This window comes from Pseudomonas frigoris (assembly GCF_047758635.1).
Taxonomy (GTDB): Bacteria; Pseudomonadota; Gammaproteobacteria; order Pseudomonadales; family Pseudomonadaceae; genus Aquipseudomonas; species Aquipseudomonas frigoris.
On record NZ_CP180479.1, the window covers coordinates 565,679 to 589,373 of the forward strand.

Annotated in this window: 17 protein-coding genes and 1 pseudogene; 10 read left to right on the forward strand and 8 right to left on the reverse strand. The window is 59.4% G+C overall.

What is annotated here, in order from left to right:
• Nucleotides 1-113: 113 nt before the first annotated feature.
• From ACMXYH_RS02690 to glnA, 4 genes and pseudogenes are all read right to left on the reverse strand, one after another.
• Complete coding sequence (locus tag ACMXYH_RS02690) at nucleotides 114-734, reverse strand: DUF4124 domain-containing protein (protein WP_415766221.1); 621 nt, start codon at nucleotides 732-734, stop codon at nucleotides 114-116.
• Nucleotides 731-1,240 (reverse strand): DUF4124 domain-containing protein, encoded by a 510-nt coding sequence (locus ACMXYH_RS02695; protein WP_415766222.1) that lies wholly within the window; start codon nucleotides 1,238-1,240, stop codon nucleotides 731-733. The genes ACMXYH_RS02690 and ACMXYH_RS02695 overlap by 4 nt, the downstream gene beginning before the upstream one ends.
• Before the next feature lie 126 nt (nucleotides 1,241-1,366).
• Nucleotides 1,367-2,328, reverse strand: a pseudogene (locus tag ACMXYH_RS02700) (IS110 family transposase).
• A 375-nt stretch (nucleotides 2,329-2,703) separates the two neighbouring features.
• Entirely contained in the window at nucleotides 2,704-4,110 is a 1,407-nt protein-coding gene (glnA, locus tag ACMXYH_RS02705) for a glutamate--ammonia ligase (protein ID WP_046045568.1), read from the reverse strand.
• Nucleotides 4,111-4,440: 330 nt separating this feature from the next.
• Here glnA and thiI point away from each other — a divergent pair, with 330 nt between their 5' ends.
• Together thiI and typA are read left to right on the forward strand one after the other, a co-directional pair.
• Nucleotides 4,441-5,895 carry a tRNA uracil 4-sulfurtransferase ThiI gene (gene thiI / locus ACMXYH_RS02710; protein WP_129439251.1) on the forward strand — a complete coding sequence of 485 codons (1,455 nt, stop codon included), beginning with the start codon at nucleotides 4,441-4,443 and terminating at the stop codon, nucleotides 5,893-5,895.
• Between the two features lie 139 nt (nucleotides 5,896-6,034).
• Nucleotides 6,035-7,855, forward strand: a complete 1,821-nt coding sequence (typA, locus tag ACMXYH_RS02715; protein WP_129439249.1) for a translational GTPase TypA — start codon at nucleotides 6,035-6,037, stop codon at nucleotides 7,853-7,855.
• Between the two features lie 206 nt (nucleotides 7,856-8,061).
• On the opposite strand, the gene ACMXYH_RS02720 is transcribed toward typA, so the two are convergent.
• Nucleotides 8,062-8,505, reverse strand: coding sequence for a YkgJ family cysteine cluster protein (locus tag ACMXYH_RS02720; RefSeq protein WP_129439247.1), 444 nt, complete (start codon nucleotides 8,503-8,505; stop codon nucleotides 8,062-8,064).
• 255 nt (nucleotides 8,506-8,760) lie between these two features.
• Here ACMXYH_RS02720 and ACMXYH_RS02725 point away from each other — a divergent pair, with 255 nt between their 5' ends.
• The 5 genes from ACMXYH_RS02725 (at nucleotide 8,761) to ACMXYH_RS02745 (ending at nucleotide 18,205) form a co-directional block, all read left to right on the forward strand.
• Complete coding sequence (locus tag ACMXYH_RS02725) at nucleotides 8,761-11,211, forward strand: glycogen/starch/alpha-glucan phosphorylase (RefSeq protein ID WP_415766223.1); 2,451 nt, start codon at nucleotides 8,761-8,763, stop codon at nucleotides 11,209-11,211.
• A gap of 185 nt (nucleotides 11,212-11,396) precedes the next feature.
• Nucleotides 11,397-14,981 carry a DUF2339 domain-containing protein gene (locus ACMXYH_RS02730; RefSeq protein ID WP_415766224.1) on the forward strand — a complete coding sequence of 1,195 codons (3,585 nt, stop codon included), beginning with the start codon at nucleotides 11,397-11,399 and terminating at the stop codon, nucleotides 14,979-14,981.
• Complete coding sequence (locus tag ACMXYH_RS02735; RefSeq protein WP_415766225.1) at nucleotides 14,978-16,348, forward strand: DUF3999 domain-containing protein; 1,371 nt, start codon at nucleotides 14,978-14,980, stop codon at nucleotides 16,346-16,348. Before ACMXYH_RS02730 ends, ACMXYH_RS02735 begins: the two co-directional genes overlap by 4 nt.
• Before the next feature lie 240 nt (nucleotides 16,349-16,588).
• Nucleotides 16,589-17,599: a class 1 fructose-bisphosphatase gene (locus ACMXYH_RS02740; protein WP_403103363.1), complete on the forward strand. Its 1,011-nt coding sequence runs from the start codon at nucleotides 16,589-16,591 to the stop codon at nucleotides 17,597-17,599.
• Between the two features lie 3 nt (nucleotides 17,600-17,602).
• Nucleotides 17,603-18,205 carry a DUF924 family protein gene (locus ACMXYH_RS02745; RefSeq protein ID WP_415766226.1) on the forward strand — a complete coding sequence of 201 codons (603 nt, stop codon included), beginning with the start codon at nucleotides 17,603-17,605 and terminating at the stop codon, nucleotides 18,203-18,205.
• A 117-nt stretch (nucleotides 18,206-18,322) separates the two neighbouring features.
• On the opposite strand, the gene ACMXYH_RS02750 is transcribed toward ACMXYH_RS02745, so the two are convergent.
• Both ACMXYH_RS02750 and ACMXYH_RS02755 read right to left on the reverse strand, forming a co-directional pair.
• Nucleotides 18,323-20,215 carry a methyl-accepting chemotaxis protein gene (locus tag ACMXYH_RS02750; RefSeq protein ID WP_415766227.1) on the reverse strand — a complete coding sequence of 631 codons (1,893 nt, stop codon included), beginning with the start codon at nucleotides 20,213-20,215 and terminating at the stop codon, nucleotides 18,323-18,325.
• Between the two features lie 74 nt (nucleotides 20,216-20,289).
• Complete coding sequence (locus ACMXYH_RS02755) at nucleotides 20,290-20,466, reverse strand: hypothetical protein (RefSeq protein WP_165353246.1); 177 nt, start codon at nucleotides 20,464-20,466, stop codon at nucleotides 20,290-20,292.
• Between the two features lie 30 nt (nucleotides 20,467-20,496).
• Between ACMXYH_RS02755 and ACMXYH_RS02760 the strand changes: the two genes are divergently transcribed.
• Together ACMXYH_RS02760 and ACMXYH_RS02765 are read left to right on the forward strand one after the other, a co-directional pair.
• Nucleotides 20,497-20,751, forward strand: a complete 255-nt coding sequence (locus ACMXYH_RS02760) for a lipoprotein (protein ID WP_033055306.1) — start codon at nucleotides 20,497-20,499, stop codon at nucleotides 20,749-20,751.
• Between the two features lie 31 nt (nucleotides 20,752-20,782).
• Entirely contained in the window at nucleotides 20,783-21,352 is a 570-nt protein-coding gene (locus tag ACMXYH_RS02765; protein WP_415766228.1) for a lipocalin family protein, read from the forward strand.
• 118 nt (nucleotides 21,353-21,470) lie between these two features.
• On the opposite strand, the gene ACMXYH_RS02770 is transcribed toward ACMXYH_RS02765, so the two are convergent.
• The gene (locus ACMXYH_RS02770) at nucleotides 21,471-22,835 is read right to left on the reverse strand and encodes a formimidoylglutamate deiminase (RefSeq protein WP_415766229.1); all 1,365 of its coding nucleotides are present in this window, start codon (nucleotides 22,833-22,835) and stop codon (nucleotides 21,471-21,473) included.
• 146 nt (nucleotides 22,836-22,981) lie between these two features.
• On the opposite strand from ACMXYH_RS02770, the gene hutC reads away from it, so the two are divergent.
• Nucleotides 22,982-23,692 (forward strand): histidine utilization repressor, encoded by a 711-nt coding sequence (gene hutC / locus ACMXYH_RS02775; protein ID WP_177326944.1) that lies wholly within the window; start codon nucleotides 22,982-22,984, stop codon nucleotides 23,690-23,692.
• Nucleotides 23,693-23,695: the final 3 nt, after the last annotated feature.

Sequence of the window (23,695 nt, forward strand, 5' to 3'; positions counted from 1 at the left end):
CTCGTTTGCGTGGCGTTCTGCCAGCTTTGACGGGTACTTTCGAACCAAAATGGGATGGGATGTGAGTATGGTGCAACCAATTGCACCAATATAGTGCGCAAACTTGAGCGGCGTTAGAAGAAGCGCAGGAAGGGATTTTTTTCTTCTACGGGTTTGTCTTTGAGCGGGCATTCCGGCCGTTGGCCGTAATCGGGGAGGGCGCAGGGTTTGACCTGACGCTTCTGTGCGAGGGAGATGCGCAGCATGTGGAACGGCTGGTTGGCTGTGCGCTCGACCGTGCGGCCCTGCTCGTCGAGGATTTCCACGGAGAGGTTATGGCTGCCGCGATCGAGGTTGCTCAGGGCGAATACCGGGCTCAGGCCGGGCGCTGCGGTGGGTTGGCCGTCGAGCAGCAGTTGGTAGCGATGGCCTCGTTGCAGGCTGGGTTCGCTGGTGACGCTGACGATAATCTCGCCAGCACTGCTGCGCACCGTGGCGTCTGGCTCCGGCACCAGGACTCTCAGCATGTCGTAGTGGAACAGTGGTTTTGTTTCGGCCTTCTTTCCAGCCATCACCGGTGCTGCGCCGCCAGGGTTGGCGGACATGCGGTTACTCGTCGCCAGCGGCACGCGCTTGGCATTGCCGGAGCCTGGCTGGTCGGTGTAGACCCGATTGCCCTGAGCGTCGACGTAGGTGAACACCTCGGCCGTCACCGGCAGGGCGATCAAGCAGGTGATCAGCAGCCACAGCCTCACGGCTTATGCACCCGTTGTACGGTGAACGTCTCGGTGGGACTTTGTTGAACGATGTTTTCCCCGTCGATCACCTGTACAGCAAGGCTGTGTGTGCCGCGGTCAATATTGACCAGTTGCAGGATCGGCACGTTGCTCGGCTGGCCGTAAGGTTGATCGTCCAGCAACAGCCTGAACAGATGAGGGCCTTGCAGGCGGGGTTTGATCAGCACGTTGACGGTGAAGGTGCCGTTGTTGGCACGCAGTGCTTCGGTGGTGGGTAAGTTGGTCAGCTCCAGCACCTCGTAAGCGCTGCGCGGCTGTTCGCGGCTGGTGGCTTCGACAGGTGGCGCAGAAGGGGCTTGGGGCTCAACCCTGTTAAGCGGTGGTAACTCGACCGGTTGAGCCTTCACGCCATCGGGCGGTTGATTGCTGTAGGCGGTGTTGCCGTCGGCGTCGGTGTACTTATAGATCTGCGCGGCGGCGGGCAGGGCGATCAACAGCAACATCAGTAGAAAACCACGACCCATAAAATCGACCAGAAACAAAAGCGTTGAGGTGCAGCATAGGTCAGGCGCGGCGATTGTCCCAAGTTGTAAACATTTGGGCATGGTTTAACGAGGTCCATCAAGCACCGTAAATACCTGTGGGAGATTCTATGTTGCAGGGCAACCCCGCAACTTCAGGCCGGCTGGTATTTGCTCTGATTTTTCATCAGGGCAAATGCCACCCGGCAGAGTTTCCGGGCAAGGGCCACCAATGCCTGGGTTTTCGAGAAGCCTCTTGCCAAATATGACTCGTAAAACGGTTTCCATTTAGCTGAGCGACAGGCTGCCATTGCGGCGTTGTAAGCCAACCGGCGTACTTCCGGATCCCCTTTTTTGGTCAAGTGCCGGGGGCCGTTCTTCTTCCCGGAGTCATCGACCGTAAGGTCCATCCCTAGAAACGCGATGAACGCATCACTATTGGCAAAATCACCGCGCATAAAGGTCGTCGCCAACCCGGTTGCAGTCAGTTCGCCAACCCCTTCGATGGCTTTGCAGCGGTCGATATTCTCTTCAATACCCGCCTCTTTGCAGACCTTGCGCAGCAGTTTCTGAATGGCCTGATCCGCTTGCTTGAAGGCCTTTTGCTGGGCGGTCTGCACTTTCTTCAACAAGGGTTCATTGGCCCAGCTCAGCATCAGACCGGCATGGTTCTGGATTAGCGTTGCACGCCTGTGGAGCAGGCTTTTCAGCGAGGTGTAGGCCTTGGGTGGCGGGCTCCAGATCCGCAGTCCGTCTTGTTCGTTCGTCAAATAACGCGCCAGCAGACGGGCATCGCAGGGATCGTTCTTGGCTCGCTGGCCGATGCCGCGGCGATAGTTGCTCACCCGATAAGCATCCACGACATAGACCTGGTGACCCATCGCATGGGCCAACTCGACAGTGTCCAGGTGGTAGATGTTGGTGGCTTCAACGGCGATAGCGCTTTGGGCGGGCAATGTTTTAAGCCAGCGTTTAAGGGCTGTTCGATCGTTCTTGATGGCGTCAGTGGTTTGCAGGTCGGAGCGATAGATAACTATTTCAGCCTTGGCGATATCGATGCCAACAACCGTCTGCGAAGTAAGGATTGTCATGACGAATCCTCGGAGCTAGGGTTTAAGAGCTTGTCGGGGTCTACCGTTGCGCTGGCTTGCCTCTATCGTCGGTTTTACCGATGAATTCCTTATCGGCGCTTTGGGTAGAAAGGGCGGGACGAGAAGTCTCCCACGGTCTGTACTGGTCAGAGTCAGAATCGAGCTTTTAGTCCCGCCCACCCCTTCAAGTCTAAACATACAAGCGAGCTTGCTCGCGATAGCGGTTTCTCATTCAACATTGATGTTGGCTGATCCGCCGCCATCGCGAGCAAGCTCCCACAGGGGTTTATTGCAGCCGTTGAATCGCGCCCACAAAAAAAGGCCTCCCGAAGGAGGCCTCTTTTTTGTCACGCCGCTTGCGCAGGCGCTACTGGATCAGCAGCTGTAGTACAGCTCGTATTCCAGTGGGTGTACGAAGGTACGTACTTTGATTTCTTCTTCGCTTTTCAGAGCGATGTAAGCGTCGATGAAGTCGTCGCTGAAAACGCCGCCTTTGGTCAGGAACGCACGACCTTTGTCCAGCTCTTCCAGGGCTTCTTTCAGGCTGCCGCACACTTGTGGGATCTCTTTCGCCTCTTCAGGCGGCAGGTCGTACAGGTTTTTGTCAGCAGCATCGCCAGGGTGGATCTTGTTCTGGATACCGTCCAGGCCGGCCATTACCAGGGCAGCGAAGGCCAGGTACGGGTTAGCTGCCGGATCCGGGAAGCGGGCTTCGATACGGCGAGCGCGAGGGCTGGACACGTAAGGAATACGGATCGAGGCGGAACGGTTGCGAGCCGAGTAGGCCAGCATCACTGGAGCTTCGAAACCTGGGACCAGACGCTTGTAGGAGTTGGTCGACGGGTTGGTGAAGCCGTTCAGGGCCTTACCGTGCTTGATGATGCCGCCGATGAAGTACAGAGCGGTATCGGACAGGCCGGCATAGCCTTCGCCAGCGAAGGTGTTCTTGCCATCTTTGGCGATGGACAGGTGAACGTGCATACCCGAACCGTTGTCGCCGTACAGAGGCTTAGGCATGAAGGTCGCGGTGCGGCCGTATGCATCAGCAACGTTGTGTACGCAGTACTTCAGGGTCTGAACTTCGTCAGCCTTGGCCACCAGGGTGTTGAACTTCACACCGATTTCGTTCTGGCCGGCAGTTGCCACTTCGTGGTGGTGAACTTCGATGACCAGGCCCATTTCTTCCATGGCGTTGCACATGGAGGTACGGATTTCGTGGTCGTGGTCGAACGGCGGAACCGGGAAGTAGCCGCCTTTGACGCCTGGACGGTGGCCTTTGTTGCCGCCTTCCACGTCCTGGTCGGACATCCACGAACCTTGTTCGGAGTAGATCTTGAACATGGAGCCGGAGATATCGGACTTGAACTTCACTTCGTCGAAGATGAAGAATTCAGGCTCTGGACCAACAAATACGGTGTCGCCGATACCGGTCGACTTCAGGTATTCCTCGGCACGCTTGGCGATCGCACGTGGGTCACGGTCGTAGCCTTGCATGGTCGAAGGCTCGATCACGTCGCAAACCAGGATCAGGGTTGGCTCTTCGGTGAACGGGTCGAGAACGGCAGTGCTGTCGTCCGGCATCAGGATCATGTCGGAGGCTTCGATGCCTTTCCAACCAGCGATGGAGGAACCGTCGAACATTTTGCCTTCTTCGAAGAAAGCTTCATCCAGCGCGTCGCGAGCCGGCATGGTCACGTGGTGCTGAGTGCCTTTGGTGTCCGTGAAGCGCAGATCAATCCACTTGACGTCATGATCTTTGATGAGTTGAACCGACTTCGACATAGTGTCCTCCGGGTGGCTTCGGGCTTAGTAGTGGATGCCCTTAGAATGTGGGTGATGCCGGCGCGAATACTCTGCCAAGGCAACCTGCCTCACAAGGGAGCAAATTGCATGCCAGTGCCCCACCATGGGTTTTTTGCCCCAATTTCACGCTTATAAAGGTGCAAAGCGCAGCAAAGCTGGAAATAGCGCCCCGTAATGTAGCGTCAAATACAACAAATGACCCGTTTTGGTGCGCGCAAAACCTTCTGCACATTAACTGGTTAAACCTTGAGCAATTTCCGCTATAATCCGCGCCCCCCTTTTTCGGCTGGCCCAGCGCGCGCTGTTTTCATGAAACTAATCGTAAAAGTCTTCCCCGAGATCACCATCAAGAGCCGCCCGGTACGGATGCGTTTCATCCGCCAGTTGGCCAAAAACATCCGTACCGTGCTCCGCGACCTGGACCCGGCTGTGGTGGTGAACGGTGTGTGGGACAATCTCGAGCTGGAAACCCGCGTCAGCGAGCCCAAAGCCCTGAAGGAGATGACCGAGCGCCTGAGCTGCATGCCGGGCATCGCGCATTTCCTGCAAGTCGACGAATACCCGTTGGGCGACTTCGACGACATCGTCGCCAAGTGCAAGCAGCACTTCGGTGATGCATTGGCCGGGAAGATCTTTTCGGTGCGCTGCAAGCGTGCCGGCAAGCATGAATTCAGCTCGATGGACGTCGAGAAATACGTCGGCAGCCAACTGCGTCGTCAGTGCGGCGCCGCCGGAATCTCGCTGAAAACGCCTGCAATCGAAGTTCGCCTCGAAATTCGCGACAAACGGTTGTTCGTGATCCACAGCCAGCACAACAGCATCGGCGGTTATCCGCTGGGCGCCCTGGAACAGACGCTTGTGCTGATGTCCGGCGGCTTCGATTCCACCGTCGCCGCTTACCAGATCATGCGCCGCGGGCTGATGAGCCATTTCTGCTTCTTCAATCTGGGCGGACGAGCCCATGAACTGGGCGTCATGGAAGTCGCGCACTTCATCTGGAAGAAGTACGGCAGCTCCCAACGCGTGTTATTTGTGAGTGTGCCGTTCGAGGAAGTACTGGGAGAAATTCTCGGTAAAGTCGATAACAGTCATATGGGCGTAGTTTTGAAGCGTATGATGTTGCGCGCTGCTTCCCGTATTGCCGATCGGCTGGAGATCGATGCGCTGGTCACCGGCGAAGCGATTTCCCAGGTGTCGAGCCAGACGCTGCCGAACCTGTCCGTGATCGACTGCGTGACCGACAAGCTGGTCTTGCGTCCGCTGATCGCCAGTCACAAGCAGGACATCATCGACCTGGCCAACGAAATCGGTACTGCCGACTTCGCCAAGCACATGCCGGAATACTGCGGGGTCATCTCGGTGAACCCCAAGACCCACGCCAAGCGTCCACGCGTGGAGTACGAAGAACAACAGTTCGACATGGCAGTACTTGAGCGTGCGCTCGAGAACGCCAAACTGGTGCCGATCGATCGCGTGATCGACGAATTGGGCCAGGATTTGCAGATCGAAGAAGTCAGCGAAGCGCTGGCTGGTCAGATCGTCATTGACATCCGTCATCCGGATGCTGCTGAAGACGACCCGCTGGGCCTCGTTGGCATTGAGGTACAAACGATGCCGTTTTATGCATTGAACGCTCGTTTCAAGGAACTGGACCCTACTCGCCAGTACCTGCTGTATTGCGACAAAGGCGTGATGAGTCGCCTGCATGCCCACCATTTGCTCAGTGAGGGGCATGCCAATGTGCGCGTTTATCGACCGAGCTAAGTGCCCGGGGCTGTTTGCCTGTGGCCTGCGTCACCGGCCCCCCGACGCCGCCGTCAAGCTGTAACGGCTTTGCCGGACTCTACTGTTAATCGCTGCCAAGACTTGTCAGCACACCGAATCCTCTGATCGAGATACACAAGTGATCGAAAATCTACGCAACATCGCCATCATTGCTCACGTTGACCATGGTAAGACCACCCTGGTAGACAAACTCTTGCGTCAATCCGGCACCCTGGAGCGCAACGAGCTCAACGACGAGCGCGTGATGGACTCCAACGACCAGGAGAAAGAACGCGGTATTACCATTCTGGCGAAAAACACCGCCATCAACTGGAACGGCCACCACATCAACATCGTGGACACCCCGGGCCACGCCGACTTCGGCGGCGAAGTTGAACGCGTAATGTCGATGGTTGACTCCGTTCTGCTGCTGGTTGACGCTCAAGACGGCCCTATGCCGCAAACCCGTTTCGTGACCAAGAAGGCTTTCGAAGCCGGCCTGCGTCCAATCGTGGTCATCAACAAGGTTGACCGTCCAGGCGCGCGTCCGGACTGGGTTCTGGACCAGATCTTCGACCTGTTCGACAACCTCGGTGCTACCGAAGAACAGCTGGACTTCAAAGTCGTCTACGCCTCGGCCCTGAACGGCATTGCCGGTCTGGAACACACCGACATGGCTGAAGACATGACCCCGCTGTACCAGGCGATCATTGACCACGTACCGGCTCCACAAGTTGACCGTGACGGTCCGTTCCAGATGCAAATCTCGGCACTGGACTACAACAGCTTCCTGGGTGTTATCGGCGTTGGCCGTATCGCCCGTGGTCGCGTCAAGCCGAACACTCAAGTTGTGGCTATCGACGCCGACGGCAAGCGCCGTAACGGTCGTATCCTGAAGCTGATGGGTCACCACGGTCTGCACCGTATCGACGTTGACGAAGCAGCTGCCGGCGACATCGTCTGCGTCAGCGGCTTCGACCAGCTGTTCATCTCCGACACTCTGTGCGACCCACTGAACGTCGAAGCGATGAAGCCGCTGACCGTTGACGAACCAACCGTTTCCATGACCTTCCAGGTTAACGACTCGCCGTTCTGCGGTCGTGAAGGCAAGTTCGTCACCAGCCGTAACATCAAAGAGCGTCTGGACAAAGAACTGCTCTACAACGTTGCCCTGCGCGTTGAAGAAGGCGACACCGCCGACAAGTTCAAAGTCTCCGGCCGTGGTGAGTTGCACCTCTCGGTACTGATCGAAACCATGCGTCGCGAAGGCTTCGAAATGGGTGTTGGTCGTCCGGAAGTGATCATCCGCATGGTTGACGGCGTCAAGCACGAACCGTACGAAAACGTGACCATCGACCTGCCAGAAGAATCGCAAGGTTCGATCATGGAACAGATCGGTATCCGTAAAGGCGACCTGACCAACATGGTTCCGGATGGCAAGGGCCGTGTGCGCCTTGAGTACAACATCCCGGCTCGTGGCTTGATCGGTTTCCGTAACGAGTTCCTGACCCTGACCTCCGGTGCAGGCATCCTGACCTCGATCTTCGACCGTTACGACGTGATGAAGTCCGGCGACATGTCCGGCCGTCAGAACGGCGTGCTGGTTTCGGTTGCTACCGGTAAGGCTCTGACTTACTCGCTGGAAACCCTGCAAGCTCGCGGCAAACTGTTCCTGGGTCACGGTGAAGACGTGTACGAAGGTCAAATCGTCGGCATCAACAGCCGCGACAACGACCTGGGCGTCAACCCAACCAAAGGCAAGAAGCTCGACAACATGCGTGCCTCGGGTAAAGACGAAACCATCGCTCTGGTTCCGCCTATCCGTTTCACCCTGGAACAAGCTCTTGAGTTCGTGCAAGAAGACGAACTGTGCGAAGTCACTCCTAAGTCCATCCGTCTTCGTAAGAAGATCCTGGGCGAAAGCGAGCGTACCCGCGCTGCCAAGAAAGCCGGTAACTGAGTTTCGACTTAGTTAGCTGCTAAAAAAACGCCCCCGACCGCAAGGTCGGGGGCGTTTTTGTTTGTCTGGGGGTTGTGCGGTGTTTGTTCCGGCCCCTTCGCGAGCAAGCCCGCTCCCACATTGGATCTGCGTCGTTCACAGAACCAATGTGGGAGCGGGCTTGCTCGCGAAGGCGGACGGTCAGCCGCCGAAGAACTCAGCGACGATCAGAACTTCTCGAGGGTCCGACGGCTCTCGCTGGTCTCACGCGCCATTTCTTTCGGCTTATACGCGCAATACCCCGGCCGCGGCCCGATTTTCGGGTGGTTGCGGCAAGTATCCGGGCGCTTTTCATAAATAGTGCACAGACGGCTCTTACGATCCAGGTACAGGCAATCGTTGTTGCTCATGCGCTGAAGGGTGAAGATCTCGGACTTCTGGTTGTAACGCTCGACGATCCCTTCCTTCTGCAAACGCTTGGCGATGTTCTTCGGCGGCTCGCCGCGCTCGAACTCATCGACGATGCCGATACGGATCAGATCCTTGATCTTGACCTCGACCGGCAGGGTGCAGCAGCTGGAAACGCACGAACCACACATCGGGGCGGAGTACTTGGCCCAGGTATCGAGGCGATCGATCTCCGCGGCGGCGATCAGGTTGGACTTCATCATCGGTTGTTACCAGCGTGCATCAGGGCGCGCGATCATACCGGGACTGGTGGATTTTTGAACAACCTTTCGCCAGATTTTTTTCGTATTCCGCCCAATAACACCTGTAACCCGGCACGGCACCTGCATTCTTTCCGGTGCGCGACAAGGTAATGTCGATCTATCTCACACTAACGGGAAAAACTGCCGAACCAGAGTTCCAACGGCCTGTCAGACCGTCTAGGCTCAACAACTCCACGCTCGCTCGAGGTCCTATCGATGACTCAAGAACCACTTGTTCGCGAAGCAGAGGTGGCCGCATTCCGCGACGCCGTCTTGACCAAACTCACCTACGCGGTGGGCAAAGACCCGGATCACGCCTTCGACCACGACTGGTTCGAAGCCATTGCCTTGGCGGCGCGCGATCACATGGTCGAGCACTGGATGGACCACACCCGGCAGATATACCGCAAAGGTCAAAAGCGGGTTTATTACCTCTCCCTTGAATTTCTGATCGGCCGTCTGCTCTACGACAGCCTGAGCAACCTTGGCCTGCTGGATGTTGCCCGCGAGGCCCTGACTGAGCTCGGCGTCGACCTTGAACGCATCCGCCTGCTGGAACCCGACGCAGCGCTGGGCAACGGCGGCCTCGGTCGTCTGGCCGCGTGCTTCATGGAAAGCATGTCGACCCTCGGCATTGCCGGCCACGGTTACGGCATTCGTTATGAACATGGCTTGTTCCGCCAGGCCATCGTCGACGGCTGGCAGCAGGAACAGACCGAACACTGGCTGGATTTCGGTAACCCTTGGGAGTTTGAACGGCCAGAGGTCGTTTACCCGATCGGTTTCGGTGGCAGTGTCGAAACCGTCACCGACGAAGCGGGCAAGTCCAAGCAAGTCTGGACGCCAGCAGAAACCGTTCGCGCGATTGCGTATGACACGCCGGTCGTCGGCTGGCGCGGGGCGAGCGTCAACACGCTGCGCCTGTGGCGCGCCCGGGCCATGGAAGATTTGCACCTGGAACGCTTCAACGCCGGCGACCACTTGGGCGCCGTGGCAGAAGTCGCCCGGGCCGAAAGTATTTCCCGGGTGCTCTACCCGGCGGACAGCACCGAAGCGGGCCAGGAATTGCGCCTGCGTCAGGAGTATTTCTTCGTCGCCGCGTCCTTGCAGGACTTGCTGCGCCGTCATCGCAACATGCACACCTCGGTCCTGACCCTGGGCGATCATGCAGCGATCCAGCTCAACGACACCCACCCTTCGATAGCCGTGGCCGAACTGATGCGGCAACTGGTCGATGTCTATGACGTCGCGTGGGATGCGGCATGGCAAGTCACGGTCGACACGCTGTCCTACACCAACCACACGCTGCTGCCGGAAGCGCTGGAAACCTGGCCGGTCGGTTTGATGGAGCGGATGTTGCCGCGGCACATGCAAATCATTTACTTGATCAACGCCCAGCACATCGATTCGCTGCGGGCCAAGGGTATCCATGACTTCGAGGTCCTGCGCGCGGTGTCGCTGATAGAGGAAGACAACGGTCGCCGCGTGCGCATGGGCAACCTCGCGTTCCTTGGCTCCCACAGCGTCAACGGCGTGTCCGGCCTGCATACGCAACTGATGCGCAAAACGGTGTTTTCCGAACTGCACAACCTCTACCCGGACCGGATCAACAACAAGACCAACGGCATCACCTTCCGCCGCTGGCTCTACCAGGCCAACCCGGAGCTGACCTCGATGATGGTCGACGCGCTTGGCCCCGATCTGCTGGACAACCCCGAAGAACGTTTGCTCGGCCTGGAACCGTTCGCCGAGAAAGCCGCGTTCCGCAAGGCGTTCGCCGAGCAGCGGCTGCACAGCAAGAAAGCCCTGGCGTACATCATTCATGAGCGGCTTGGCGTTGCGGTCAACCCGGCCGCGATGTTCGACGTGCAGGTCAAACGGATCCACGAATACAAACGTCAGTTGCTCAACCTGTTGCACACCGTTGCGCTGTATCAGGCGATTCGCGCCGAGCCGGAAATTGATTGGGTGCCGCGGGTGAAGATCTTCGCCGGCAAGGCGGCGGCCAGTTATCACCAGGCCAAGCTGATCATCAAACTGACCAACGACATCGCCCGGGTGGTGAACAACGACCCGACGGTGCGCGGTTTACTTAAAGTGGTGTTCTTGCCCAATTACAACGTCAGTCTGGCGGAGAGCATCATTCCGGCAGCGGATTTGTCGGAGCAGATTTCCACCGCAGGCTTCGAAGCCTCGGGCACCAGCAACATGAAGTTCGGCCTCAACGGCGCGCTGACCATCGGCACCCTGGACGGGGCGAACGTGGAAATGTGCGAGCGCATCGGCGTCGAGCACATGTTCATCTTCGGCCTCAGCGCTCAGCAGGTTGAAGCGCGCAAGCAGAACCATGAGTTCAACGCGACGCCTGATATTGCGGCATCCCATCGGCTTAATGACGTGCTTCAAGCGATACGCGGCGGGGTGTTCTCGCCGGATGATCCGTCCCGTTACACGGGATTGATCGATTCGCTGATCGACTACGATCGCTTCCTGGTCTGCGCCGATTTCGACTCTTACTGGGACGCGCAGATGCGGGTAGAAGCCCATTGGCACGATTCGAAGGAATGGTGGCGTTCGGCGGTGTTGAGCACCTCCAGGATGGGCTGGTTCTCCTCTGACCGGACCATTCGCGAGTACGCCACGGATATCTGGAAAGCGTTGGAGTAAGCCTTCGCTCGGATCGATATACTGGCGCCCCGGGAAAGATCGCAGCCTTCGGCAGCTCCTACAGTCAGCGTTCACCTAACATTGGGTAAACGTGGGCGGTGTAGGAGCTGGCGAAGGCTGCGATCTTTGCTGTACGGGCTGCGCTAATCTTCTTGGATTGGCCACTGCGCTTAGGGATATCGACCATGCAATGGATGTTCATGCTGATTGGCTTGGTGCTGGGTTGGGTACTCGACGAGTCGTTCAGTGATGCGCTGTTGGGCGCGCTGCTCGGGTTGGGTATTGGCCAGGCCATTCGCATCGGTCGCTTGGGTTCACAGGCTGTCGAGCAGCGCCGGCTGCTTGAACAGGCGCAGGTGGCGCTGAAGGCGGTCGAGCAACGTCTGGCATTGCTGGAGGTGTCAGGCGTCAAGGCGCCGCAAACCAGCGAGCCAGTTGTCAACGAAGCCGCTGCACCTCCTGAATTCATTCTCGACGAAATCCCTGTCGAGACCCCGGAGCTGATCTGGGAACTCCCTCCCGAACTGGAGCCGATCACCGCGGCAGCCGCCGAAAGCAGCCGTCCAGTGCCCGTCGATGCCTGGAAACCCGAACCGGTCGCCCGCGAACCACAACAACCGGCTGTGCCTCGCACCCCGAACTTCATCGACCGCGCCATCGGCGGCGCCCGCAACTGGCTGTTCGGCGGTAACACTGTGCTGCGGGTCGGTGTGGTGCTGTTGTTTCTCGGTCTGGCCTTCCTGCTGCGTTACGCCACCGAAGGCATGGTGGTGCCGATCGAGTTGCGTTACGCCGGAGTTGCGGCGGCGGCATTGGGGCTTCTGGGGCTGGGTTGGTGGCTTAGAACACGCAACAGCCATTACGCGTTGATGTTGCAGGGCACCGGGATCGCGGTGTTGTACCTGACCGTGTTTGCCGCAATGCGCCTGCATCCGCTGCTCGATCCTACGGCGGCGTTAGGTCTGCTGGTCGCGGTGACGGTGTTCTCGGCGATTCTTGCCATCACTCAGGATGCCTTGGGCCTGGCGGCCGCTGCGGCGTTGGGCGGTTTTGCCGCGCCGATCCTGACCTCCACTGGCGCCGGCAACCATGTCGCGCTGTTCAGCTATTTCGCCTTGCTCAACGCCGGCATCCTCGCCATCGCCTGGTTCAAGGCCTGGCGGCTGCTCAACCTGATCGGCTTCGTCGGCACCTTCGGCATCGGTTTCGCCTGGGGCCTGCGTTCCTATATGCCGGAGTTGTTGTGGAGCACCGAGCCGTTCCTGATTGTGTTTTTCCTGATGTACCTGGCCATCGGTCTGCTGTTCGCCCGGCGCAAGTTGCTGGAAATGAGCGACGCACCCGAGGACGGCAGTCGTGAAGCGCTGCTGCACTGGTCGGCGCGCAAGGGCGATTATGTCGACGGCACGATGCTGTTCGGTCCTCCGTTGGTGGGCTTCGGCTTGCAGTTCGCGCTGGTTCAGCATCTCGAGTTTGCCGCAGCCTTCAGCGCGTTGGCGTTGGGCATGATTTACATGGGCCTGGCGCGGTTGTTGATGGGTGGACGAGCGTTGCTGCTGGCGGAAACCTGTCTGGCGCTGGGGGTGATCTTCGCCAGCCTGGCGATTCCGTTGGGGCTCGATGCACGCTGGACTGCTGCTGCCTGGGCTGTCGAAGGCGCCGGCATCTTCTGGCTCGGCCTGCGTCAGCAACGACCCCTGGCCCGAGCCTTTGCCTTGCTGCTGCAACTGGGCTCGGCGCTGGCGTTTATCAGTGAGCTGCGGATCGGTGAAAGCAGCCTGCTCGACGGTGCGCCGCTCGGTGCGTTGATGCTCGGCGTGGCGTTGTTGTTCAGCTTCTACCAGTTGCGTAAAGCCTTGCCCGAGCAGACGTCGGAATGGGAGCGCAAAGGGCTGCCGGTATTGGCCTGCCTCGGTCTGACCTTCCTCTATCTGCTGGCGCCGTTGTTCTTCTTCACTCACGGCACGGCGATCAGTTGGGCGCTGGCGGGGTTGGCGACGTTGTTTGTTGGCTTGCGTCTGCAATCGCGCACGTTCCTGTTCACTGCGTTCGCCGTGCAGTTGCTCGGCGGTGCGTTGTTCCTGATGCGGCTACAGGGTTCGAGCGGTGAGTCCGCCGCTGTGTTCAACGAGGGTTGGAGCGGCCTGCTGAGCGCATCGTTGATCGGCCTGGCGCTGATCGCTGGCATGTTGCTGGCGGCGCGCGATGAGATGGTCCGAAGCGATGTGCGTTTGCTGCGCGGCTTGTCGGTGGTGCTGCTGGCCGGTCTGGTGTTGATCAATCTGGCGGTGCTGTTCGTCCTGCCTTGGCAAACGGCGAGTGCGGTATGGGCGGCCAGCGGTCTGCTCATCATCTGGCTGAGTCTGTACCTCAAGCAGCGCGTGAGTTTTGTCTTCGGTTTGCTGTTGCAGGTCATCGGCGGCGCGGCGTTCCTGATGGCCGGGCCTGATTTGCTCGGACCGCTTGCGAGCGAAGGATTGAAGCCTCTGGCTCATAGCGGTTTCTGGGCGCCGCTGGTGTTGGGTGTGGCTGCGATGGTTGGCGCCTGGCGCTTGCAGCTCGGCAATCATGCTTCGGCCTTCGATGGGCTGAGTTTGCAGCGTTTGTCCGAAGTGCTGCTGGTGTGGGGTGCGGGTTGGTGGGCGCTGGCGTTCAGTGAAGTACTGCGCTTCGCACCGTTGAATCTGCAAGCGACGTTGTTGCTGGCCGTTGCTGCGCTGAGCGTTGCGCTGTGGACAGTCTTGGCGCTACGCCTGAAATGGTCGTCGCTGGGCTTGCTCTGCACCTTGCTGATGCCTGCGGCTGGTTTGGTGTTGCTGGCTGCGTGGCACTCGCGTTATCACCCGGCGGCCAACGTCGGTTGGCTGGCATGGGCGGCCGTGTTTGTTGTGCATTTCATCTCCCTGCGGCGATTGGCGCCGATGTTGCCGGCGCGCGCCCTCAGTGCCGCGCACGTGCTCGGCTGCTGGCTGTTGATCGGCGTGTTGGCCCTGGAACTGCGTTACGGCTTGCTGCTGTTGTCCGAGCAGTACAACGCCTGGCGCTGGTTGGGTTGGGCGATTCTGCCGAGCCTGTATCCGGTGCTGATGGCGGCACCCCGTGCCTGGCCATGGCCGGTGTCGGCTTATTCGCGCGAATACCGCATGTACGCGGCGGCACCGCTGGCGTTGCTGATGCTCGGCTGGTTCTGGCTGGCGAACGTCGTCAGCGACGGCACCGCCGAGCCGTTGCCTTACGTGCCGCTGATCAACCCGCTGGAGTTAGGTCTGCTGTTTGCCCTGTTCGGGGTTTATGTCTGGTTCCGCAGCGCCGTGACGCAACTGGCGATTCGCAAGGACTACCTGGATCACGCCACGCAACTGATCGCTGGCGCCTCGCTGTTTGTGTTCTTTACTGCGCTGGTGATGCGCACGGCCCATCATTGGGGCGGTGTGCCGTTCGAACTGGATGCGTTGCTCGAATCCATGCGGGTGCAGGCCGGTCTGTCCATCGTCTGGACCTTGATGGCCCTGAGTCTGATGATCGGCGGCCATCTGCGGCATCGCCGCGAAGTCTGGCTGATCGGTGCGGCGCTGATCGGTGTGGTGGTGGCCAAACTGTTCTTTATCGAGTTGAGTAACCGCGGCGGGCTGGCGCGGATCGTCTCGTTTATCGGCGTTGGCGTGTTGCTGTTGGTGGTGGGCTATTTCGCCCCGTTGCCGCCCAAGCGCGTCGAGGCTGTGCCGGAGGCTGAAAAACCGGCCCCGCAAACCGAAGGAGTGTCGTTTTGAGTCAGAAGCTGAACCTTGTCTGGTTGGGCGTTGTTGCGCTGGGCGTGGCGCTGTCGGCCAGTGCTCAGGAAAAACTGGCGGACTTTGCCACGCAGGTGCCGTTGTCGGTCAGCGGCGAAGGTCCGTGGTATCGCCTCGAATTGCCGTTGAGCGTGCAATTGAATGCGCGGCAAACCGATCTCAGCGATGTGCGCGTGTTCAATGCCGCCGGTGAGGCTCAGGCGTATGCCTTGGCGCGCGCGCCGGCGCAGACCAGCGAAAACCGCACCCTGACCGACGTGAAATGGTTCCCGCTGTACAACTCGGCGGACTCCACCGAGCACGCACCGAGCGTGCGGGTGCAATCGAGCGCCAACGGCACGCTGGTCGAAGTGCAGCCGTCCAGTCAGCTGGAGGCGGGCGAAGAAATGCTGCGGGGCTGGTTGCTCGACGCCAGCAGCATCAAAGCACCCTTGCAGCAGTTGATCCTCGACTGGACCAGCGAGCGCGACGGTTTCCAGCGTTTCACCATCGAGGCCAGCGACGACCTGCAGCATTGGCAGTCGTGGGGCGAGGGGCAGGTGGCACGCCTGACGTTCGCCGACGAGCGGGTCGAGCAACATCAAGTCGCTCTGCCGGGTCAGACGACCCGTTATCTGCGATTGCTATGGAGCACGCCGCAATCGGCACCGACGTTGACCTCGGCGCAACTGCAAAGCGCCAAGACTCGCAGCCTGCTACCACTTGTCTGGTCGCAACCGCTGGCCGGCAGCAGCGTGAAGCCCGGTGAATACACCTGGCAATTACCCATGGGGCTGAATGTCGAACGCTTGCAGGTCGAGTTGAGTCAGCCCAACAGTTTGGCACCCGTAACCTTGTCCGGTCGTCGGGAAAGTAGCCTGCCGTGGCAGCCGCTGAGCAGCGGTTTGCTTTATCGCCTGACCCAGAGTGGCCAGGACGTGGTGCAAAACGAATTGCAGCTGTCGGGGCAAACCGTACAGCAGTTGAAGCTGACGGTGGACGAGCGCGGCGGTGGTCTGGGTGCCGAGGCACCGACTGTGCGATTCGCCGTGCGCTCCATTCAATTGGTGTTCCTGGCGCGCGGGGCGGGGCCTTATACGCTCGCGCTGGGAAGTGCCACGGTGAAGGCGGCGAACCTGCCACTGTCGACGTTGATTCCGGATTACAGCGCTGCAAAGTTGGCGACGTTGGGCAAGGCTACGGTCGAAGGCGGGGCGGTGGCTACGCCAGCGTCGACCGTGACAACGGCTGCGACGATGGACACAAACTGGAAGAAGTTCGGGTTGTGGGCGGTGTTGCTGCTCAGCGTTTTGGTTCTGGCCGCGATGGCGTTCAGTCTGTTGCGCAAGCCACCGCTCAAGCCCTGACGGCGGGTGCTGCGCACCCCAATCGCGAGCAAGCTCGCTCCCACAGGATCCGCATTCCTCTGTGGGAGCGATCTTGCTCGCGATAGCGGTTTCCAGGTCGGTAAAAATGTCGGTTTCGAACTACGCTCAACCGGGCGCATGAACTCTATTGGGTGTAACACGTCTGATAGGAGGAAATGCGCCCCGACTCGCGTTAAACTGCGCGGGTTTTTAGCCCCCCCCATTCCACCGGAGCCTTCCATGTCCCGCGTTACCCTGAGTCGCTATTTGATTGAGCAGACCCGTAGCAACAACACCCCTGCCGATCTGCGTTTCCTGATCGAAGTGGTGGCGCGCGCCTGCAAGGAAATCAGCCACGCCGTGTCCAAAGGCGCCCTCGGTGGTGTTCTGGGCAGCATGGGCACCGAAAACGTCCAAGGCGAAGTGCAGAAGAAACTCGACGTGATCTCCAACGAGATCCTGCTCGAAGCCAACGAATGGGGCGGTCACCTGGCCGGCATGGCGTCCGAAGAAATGGACAATGCCTACCAGATCCCGGGCAAATACCCGAAAGGCGCGTACTTGCTGGTATTCGACCCACTGGACGGCTCGTCGAACATCGATATCAACGCGCCAGTCGGTACTATCTTCTCGGTGCTGCGTTGCCCGAGCGAATACCTGAGCCAGAACGAAGCCTTGAACGAAAAGGCCTTCCTGCAGCCAGGCACCGAGCAGGTAGCTGCCGGTTATGCCATCTACGGCCCGCAGACCATGCTGGTACTGACCTTGGGCGACGGCGTAAAAGGTTTCACTCTGGACCGTGAAATGGGCAGCTTCGTGCTGACTCACGAAGACATCACGATCCCGGAGTCCACTCAGGAATTCGCGATCAACGCGTCCAACCAGCGTCACTGGGAAGCCCCGGTACAACGCTACGTCGGCGAATTGCTGGCGGGCGATGAAGGCCCGCTGAAAAAGAACTACAACATGCGCTGGGTCGCCGCGATGGTCGCGGACGTGCACCGCATCCTGACCCGTGGTGGTCTGTTCATGTACCCACGCGACAGTCGCGAGCCATCCAAGCCGGGCAAACTGCGTCTGATGTACGAAGCCAACCCGATGTCGTTCCTGGTCGAACAGGCCGGCGGCGCGTCCACAGATGGCCATCAGCGCATCCTCGACATCAAGCCAGATGGCCTGCACCAGCGCGTAGCGGTGTTCCTCGGTTCGAAAGAAGAAGTCGAACGCGTCACGGCTTACCACAAGGAATAAACCATGACCGCGCCTTGGCAGCCGTTGCTCGAATGGTGGTTCGGAACCCTCGAATCCCCCAACGAAATAGCGGCTGACAAGGGCAAGTTATGGTTCGGCAAGCGCGACAGCCAGGACCTCGAAGCGCGCACGCGTTTCGGGGACTGGGTCGAGCAGGCACTGGCCGGCGGATTGACCGAGTGGGCGCAACGCCCCGAGGGTTGGCTGGCCCTGGTGCTGCTGCTCGATCAACTGCCGCGAATGATCTTTCGCGACACTCCCAAATCCTTTACAGGCGATCTCAGGGCTCAGGCACTGGTGGCGCAAGGCATTGCTGCGGATTTTGATCGGCAGTTGCGGCCGATCCAGCGGGTATTTATCTACCTGGTGTTTGAGCACTGCGAGAATCTGGTGGTGCAGAACGAAGCGGTTTCGCGGTTTATCGATCTGGTGGCGCAGCAACCTGAGGGTGATCGGGCGGTGTTTGCCGATAACCTGGATTACGCCGAGCGGCATCAGAAGATCATTGCGCGGTTTGGGCGGTTTCCGCATCGCAATGCGGTGTTGGGAAGGGAATCTACGGCTGAGGAGTTGGCGTTTCTTTCGAAGCCCGGGTCTCGTTTCTAAATCTTCGTTGTTGCAGATGCCGTCTTCGCGAGCAAGTCCGCTCCCACAGGGGATTTGTGATCGACGCAAATCCAATGTGGGAGCGGGCTTGCTCGCGAAGGGGCCCGCAAGAATGGCTTAAATCCTGAAACTACCCACCAACTGTTTAAGCCGCGCCGCCTGCTGCTCAAGGTCTGAACACGCGCGCAAGGTCGACTGCAAGTTCTCCACGCCTTCCTGGTTCAGCGTGTTGATCTCGGTAATGTCGACGTTGATCGACTCCACCACCGCCGTCTGCTCTTCCGTCGCAGTGGCCACCGACTGGTTCATCCCGTCGATCTCACCGATACGCTGGGTCACGCTGCCCAGACGTTCGCCCGCCAGGTTGGCGATGCCGACGCTGCTTTCGCTCTGGCGCTGGCTGTCGGTCATGGTGATCACGGCTTCCCGGGCGCCGACTTGCAGTTCCTCGATCATCTTCTGCACTTGCTGCGCCGAATCCTGAGTACGGTGAGCGAGGTTACGCACCTCGTCCGCTACCACGGCAAAACCGCGACCGGCTTCACCGGCACGGGCCGCTTCGATGGCGGCGTTGAGTGCCAGCAAGTTGGTCTGCTGGGAGATGCTGGTGATCACTTCCAGAATCTGCCCGATGTTCACGGTGTTGCTGTTGAGCGTTTCGATATTGCCACACGAATCGCTGATCTTCGCCGAGAGCTGCTGCATCGCCGCGATGGTTTTATCCACGACTTGCTGGCCGTCCTCGGCCAATGCGCGAGCATCGCTCGAATGCTGAGAGGCGACGGCGGCGTTCTGGGCGATTTCCTGGGCGGCGGCACCCAGCTCGTTGATGGCGGCGGCCACGCTACTGGTGCGCGAGGCTTGTTGGTCGGAGTTGAACATCGACGAGTTCGACGCGGCAACCACACGCAAGGCGACTTCGTTGACCTGGCCGGTGGCCGAGGACACTTCGCGAATCGACGTATGAATACGCTCCACAAAACGGTTGAACGAGGTGCCCAGGGCACCGAATTCGTCCTGGCCGTGGATGGTCAGGCGTTTGGTCAGGTCACCTTCGCCTTCGGCGATGTCATGCATGGCGCGGCCCATGGTCAGCAGCGGCTGCATCAAGAAGCTGATCAGCATGCCCAGCAACGCGATGATGATCACCACGGCAATGACCATGGCGATGATCGCCGAGGTGCGGAACTCGCTGAGCATCGAGAACGCGGTGTCCTGATCCAGCACCAGCGCTACGTACCAGTCTGCCGAAGGCACACCGTTGACGTGGGTAAAGGAGATGAATTGGGTCTTGCCGTCGATCGCGACTTCTTTCATGCCCGGGCTGACTTTCGGCGCGCCGTTCGGGTAGGCGTCGGTCAGGCTTTTGAGTACGAGTTTGCTGTCCGGGTGAATCAGGATCTTGCCGTCGGCACTGACGATGAACGCATGGCCGTGGCCGCCGAAGTTCAGCGAGTTGATGATCGCGCTGACGCTGGACAGGTCGATGTCTGCCCCGGCGACGCCGATCATTTGATTCTGATGTTTCACCGGAGTGGCAACGGTGATTACCAATTTGCCCGACGACGCGGCGAAATAAGGTTCGGTGACGATGGTCTGTTGCGCGCTGTTGGCCGCCTTGTACCAGCCGCGGGCGCGGGGGTCGTAATCCGCCGCACGATTGCCGGCCGGGACCGAGAACATCAGGCCATCGGTGCCACCGAAGTAGCTCAGCTGAAAATTACTGGTGTAGGCGGGCAGGTCGATGGCGCGCTTGAGGTTGGCCTGGGCGCTGCCGTCCACTGCGATCTGCTGGGACAGCGATTGCAGCAACTGCATGCGGCTTTCCAGCCAGGTCTGGATGTTGCTGGTGGTCAGGCTGCCGAGTTCCTGCATCGAGGATTCGGTACTGCTGCGCAGGGTTTGCCGCTGGCGGTAGTCGTTGAAGAGGATGAAACAAGCGAATGCAACGGCCACCACGAGGGCGGCAGCCAACAAGATCTTGTGGCTGAACTTCATGTTTCTGGTCATTAAATGAGCTACCGCGAAGAGGCTGGTCAACAAAGGGGCGTCAATTTGCCACAGTCGTGGGCTTTGCGCTGCTTTTATGTCGACTGAGCGGCGCCAAAGATTAGGCGGCTTTTGCGAATACCGACGAAATGGTCAACAGCAAACAAAAGTTCCTTATATTTCACGAAAGGCGGACGACCGGCCCAAAAATAGCCGGCCGGCCACGGAACCAGACAGGGGTTTTCTCTTCTAAGCTTCAGCTTGGCAGCCATGCCATTCCCCTTCGCCCCAGGAGCTACACCATGTCGCTGCGTTCTATCGCCCTGCTTTCGTTCTGCGTGTTGTTGGCCGCTTGCAGCAAGATCAATCAGGAAAACTACTCGAAGTTGTCGTCAGGCATGCCCAAAGCCGAGGTAGAAACCTTGCTGGGTAAACCCGCCGATTGCTCGGGCGCGCTCGGCATGTCCAGCTGTACCTGGGGCGACAAGAACAGCTTTATCAGCGTGCAGTACGCCGGTGACAAAGTGCTGATGTTTTCCGGCCAAGGCCTGAAGTAATCCGGGGCTATGCGCCCACGGGAGAAAAACAATGAAACGGTTACTGATAGTCCTTTTAGCCGGCCTGGTATTGGCCGGCTGCGCCACTTCCGGCGTAGATCCGTTGGCACCGAAAACTGTCAACAGTGTCAATCTCAAGAAGTACCAAGGGACCTGGTACGAATTGGCCCGTCTGCCGATGTATTTCCAGCGCAACTGCGCGCAATCCGAAGCCCATTACACGCTCAAGCCTGACGGCAAAGTGTTGGTGCTGAATCGCTGCCTGACGGCAGACTGGCAATGGGAAGAGGCCAAAGGCGTGGCCTGGCCACAGGAGCCGGGCAAACCCAACAAGCTGTGGGTCGAGTTCGATACCTGGTTTTCGCGGCTGATACCGGGTGCGGCGAAGGGAGAGTACTGGGTGTTGTACGTCAGCGATGACTACAAAACCGCCATTGTTGGCGATCCGAGCCGCAAGTATCTGTGGCTGCTGTCACGGACCCCGACGGTCAATGGTGTAGTGCGTGAAGAACTGCTGAGCAAGGCACGTCAGCAGGGTTACGACACTACGCGGCTGATCTGGCGCGCGACCGATACGCAGATGGCCAAGACCTCTAACTAACGGTTACCAGAATCCCAATGTGGGAGCGGGCTTGCTCGCGAAGGGGCCATCAAACTCAACAGAGATGTTGACTGACAGTCCGCCTTCGCGAGCAAGTCCGCTCCCACATTTTTTTGCGTCAGCCCAGGAGGTCGCGCAGGACTTGGGTGAAAGCCCGATTGCTCTCTTCTTCGCCCGCATGACGCCCGTCGCGCACAACCCACTGGCCATTGACCAGCACATCCCGCACCTGGCGATCACCGCCGGCAAACAACCAACGATTGAGAATCCCGTCGCCACTGGCCGTCGCCAGGTACGGATCGTTGCCATCCAGCACCAGCCAATCCGCACGTTTGCCAACTTCCAGCGCACCGATCGGTTGACCCAGCGCCTGAGCCCCGCCCTCCAGCGCCGCGTCGTACAGCGTGCGGCCAACCATCGGCTGATCCGCGCCATACAAACGATTACGTCGTTGGTCGCGCAGACGCTGGCCGTATTCCAGCCAACGCAATTCTTCCACCACACTCAATGACACATGGCTGTCGGAGCCGATCCCCATGCGCCCGCCCTGAGCGAGGAAGTCCACCGCCGGGAAAATCCCGTCGCCGAGGTTGGCTTCGGTGGTCAGGCACAAGCCGGCGATGGCGCGACTCTTGGCCATCAGCGTGACTTCTTCCGGGTTGGCGTGGGTCGCGTGAACCAGGCACCAGCGCTGATCGACTTCGGTGTTTTCGTACAGCCATTGCAGCGGACGGCGGCCGCTCCAGCTCAGGCAGTCATCGACTTCCTTCTGCTGTTCGGCGATGTGAATGTGCACCGGGCACTGCTGGTCGCTGGCGGCCAGCACTTCGCTGATCTGCTGCGGTGTTACCGCGCGCAACGAGTGGAAACACAAACCCAGCGACTGCGCCGGTTGCTGCGCCAGGATCGGCTGCAAGCGTGACTGAAGCTTGAGGTAGTTTTCGGTGCTGTTGATAAAGCGGCGCTGGCCTTCGTTCGGGGCCTGGCCGCCGAAACCGGAATGGCTGTAGAGCACCGGTAGCAGGGTCAGGCCGATCCCGGCGGAACTGGCGGCCTGGCTGATGCGCAGCGCCAGTTCGGCCGGGTCCGCGTAAGGCTGGCCGTTGGTGTCGTGGTGTACGTAGTGAAATTCCGCGACCGAAGTGTAACCGGCCTTGAGCATTTCGATGTACAGCTGACGGGCGATGACGCCGAGTTGATCCGGGCTGATTTTTCCGACGAGGCGATACATCAAATCGCGCCAGGTCCAGAAACTGTCATTCGGATTACCCGCCACTTCCGCCAGCCCGGCCATGGCCCGCTGGAAGGCGTGGGAGTGTAAATTCGGCATACCCGGCAGCAGCGGACCGCTTAGCCGTTCGGCGCCATCTGCGTTGGAATCGGCCTGGATATGGGTCAACACGCCGTCGGCGCTGACCTCAAGACGTACATTGTTGGCCCATCCACTAGGCAGCAGCGCGCGTTCGGCAAAGAAGGCGGACATGGTTCAGCACCCCATCGTGTGTTATTTGTATATACATATACAGACGTTTGCCTGCTCGGTAAACTCCGGCAAGCTAGCAACCTCTCTTCAACGAACAAGGATTAACCGTGCCGACTCCGCCCCAAGTGTCACCGTTGGCCGCGAACATGGGCGACAGTCCGGCGCCCTTGTACGCCCGCGTCAAACAGATGATCACCCAGCAAATCGACAGTGGAAACTGGCCGCCGCACTACCGCGTTCCGTCGGAAAGCGAGTTGGTCAACCAGCTGGGTTTCAGCCGCATGACCATCAACCGCGCCCTGCGCGAGATGACCGCCGACGGTCTGCTGGTGCGCATGCAGGGTGTCGGCACGTTCGTCGCCGAGCCGAAAAGTCAGTCCGCGCTGTTTGAAGTCCACAACATCGCCGACGAAATAGCCTCCCGTGGCCATCGCCACACCTGCAAGGTCATCACCCTGGAGGAAGAGGCGGCTGGTTCCGAGCGGGCCCTGGCCCTGGACATGCGTGAAGGCCAGAAAGTCTTTCACTCGCTGATCGTGCATTTCGAAAACGATATTCCGGTGCAAATCGAAGACCGTTTCGTCAACGCACTGGTGGCGCCGGACTACCTCAAGCAGGACTTCACCCTGCAAACGCCATACGCCTATCTGAACCAGGTCGCGCCGCTGACTGAAGGCGAGCACGTGGTAGAGGCGATTCTGGCCGAGGCCAGCGAGTGCAAGTTGCTGCAGATTGAAAAGGGCGAGCCGTGCCTGCTGATTCGTCGCCGCACTTGGTCCGGCCGTCAGCCGGTGACTGCCGCCCGTTTGATCCACCCCGGTTCCCGTCATCGTCTGGAAGGTCGGTTTCATAAATAGAGA

Excerpts from the sequence above, each read along its gene's own strand:
- hutC (WP_177326944.1), top strand. The coding sequence starts at position 22,982 with ATGGGCGACAGTCCGGCGCCCTTGTACGCCCGCGTCAAACAGATGATC.
- ACMXYH_RS02745 (WP_415766226.1), top strand. The coding sequence starts at position 17,603 with ATGACCGCGCCTTGGCAGCCGTTGCTCGAATGGTGGTTCGGAACCCTC.
- ACMXYH_RS02760 (WP_033055306.1), top strand. The coding sequence starts at position 20,497 with ATGTCGCTGCGTTCTATCGCCCTGCTTTCGTTCTGCGTGTTGTTGGCC.
- ACMXYH_RS02770 (WP_415766229.1), bottom strand. The coding sequence starts at position 22,835 with ATGTCCGCCTTCTTTGCCGAACGCGCGCTGCTGCCTAGTGGATGGGCC.
- ACMXYH_RS02755 (WP_165353246.1), bottom strand. The coding sequence starts at position 20,466 with ATGGCTGCCAAGCTGAAGCTTAGAAGAGAAAACCCCTGTCTGGTTCCG.
- thiI (WP_129439251.1), top strand. The coding sequence starts at position 4,441 with ATGAAACTAATCGTAAAAGTCTTCCCCGAGATCACCATCAAGAGCCGC.
- ACMXYH_RS02725 (WP_415766223.1), top strand. The coding sequence starts at position 8,761 with ATGACTCAAGAACCACTTGTTCGCGAAGCAGAGGTGGCCGCATTCCGC.
- ACMXYH_RS02765 (WP_415766228.1), top strand. The coding sequence starts at position 20,783 with ATGAAACGGTTACTGATAGTCCTTTTAGCCGGCCTGGTATTGGCCGGC.
- ACMXYH_RS02740 (WP_403103363.1), top strand. The coding sequence starts at position 16,589 with ATGTCCCGCGTTACCCTGAGTCGCTATTTGATTGAGCAGACCCGTAGC.
- glnA (WP_046045568.1), bottom strand. The coding sequence starts at position 4,110 with ATGTCGAAGTCGGTTCAACTCATCAAAGATCATGACGTCAAGTGGATT.
- ACMXYH_RS02695 (WP_415766222.1), bottom strand. The coding sequence starts at position 1,240 with ATGGGTCGTGGTTTTCTACTGATGTTGCTGTTGATCGCCCTGCCCGCC.
- ACMXYH_RS02720 (WP_129439247.1), bottom strand. The coding sequence starts at position 8,505 with ATGATGAAGTCCAACCTGATCGCCGCCGCGGAGATCGATCGCCTCGAT.
- ACMXYH_RS02730 (WP_415766224.1), top strand. The coding sequence starts at position 11,397 with ATGCAATGGATGTTCATGCTGATTGGCTTGGTGCTGGGTTGGGTACTC.
- ACMXYH_RS02750 (WP_415766227.1), bottom strand. The coding sequence starts at position 20,215 with ATGACCAGAAACATGAAGTTCAGCCACAAGATCTTGTTGGCTGCCGCC.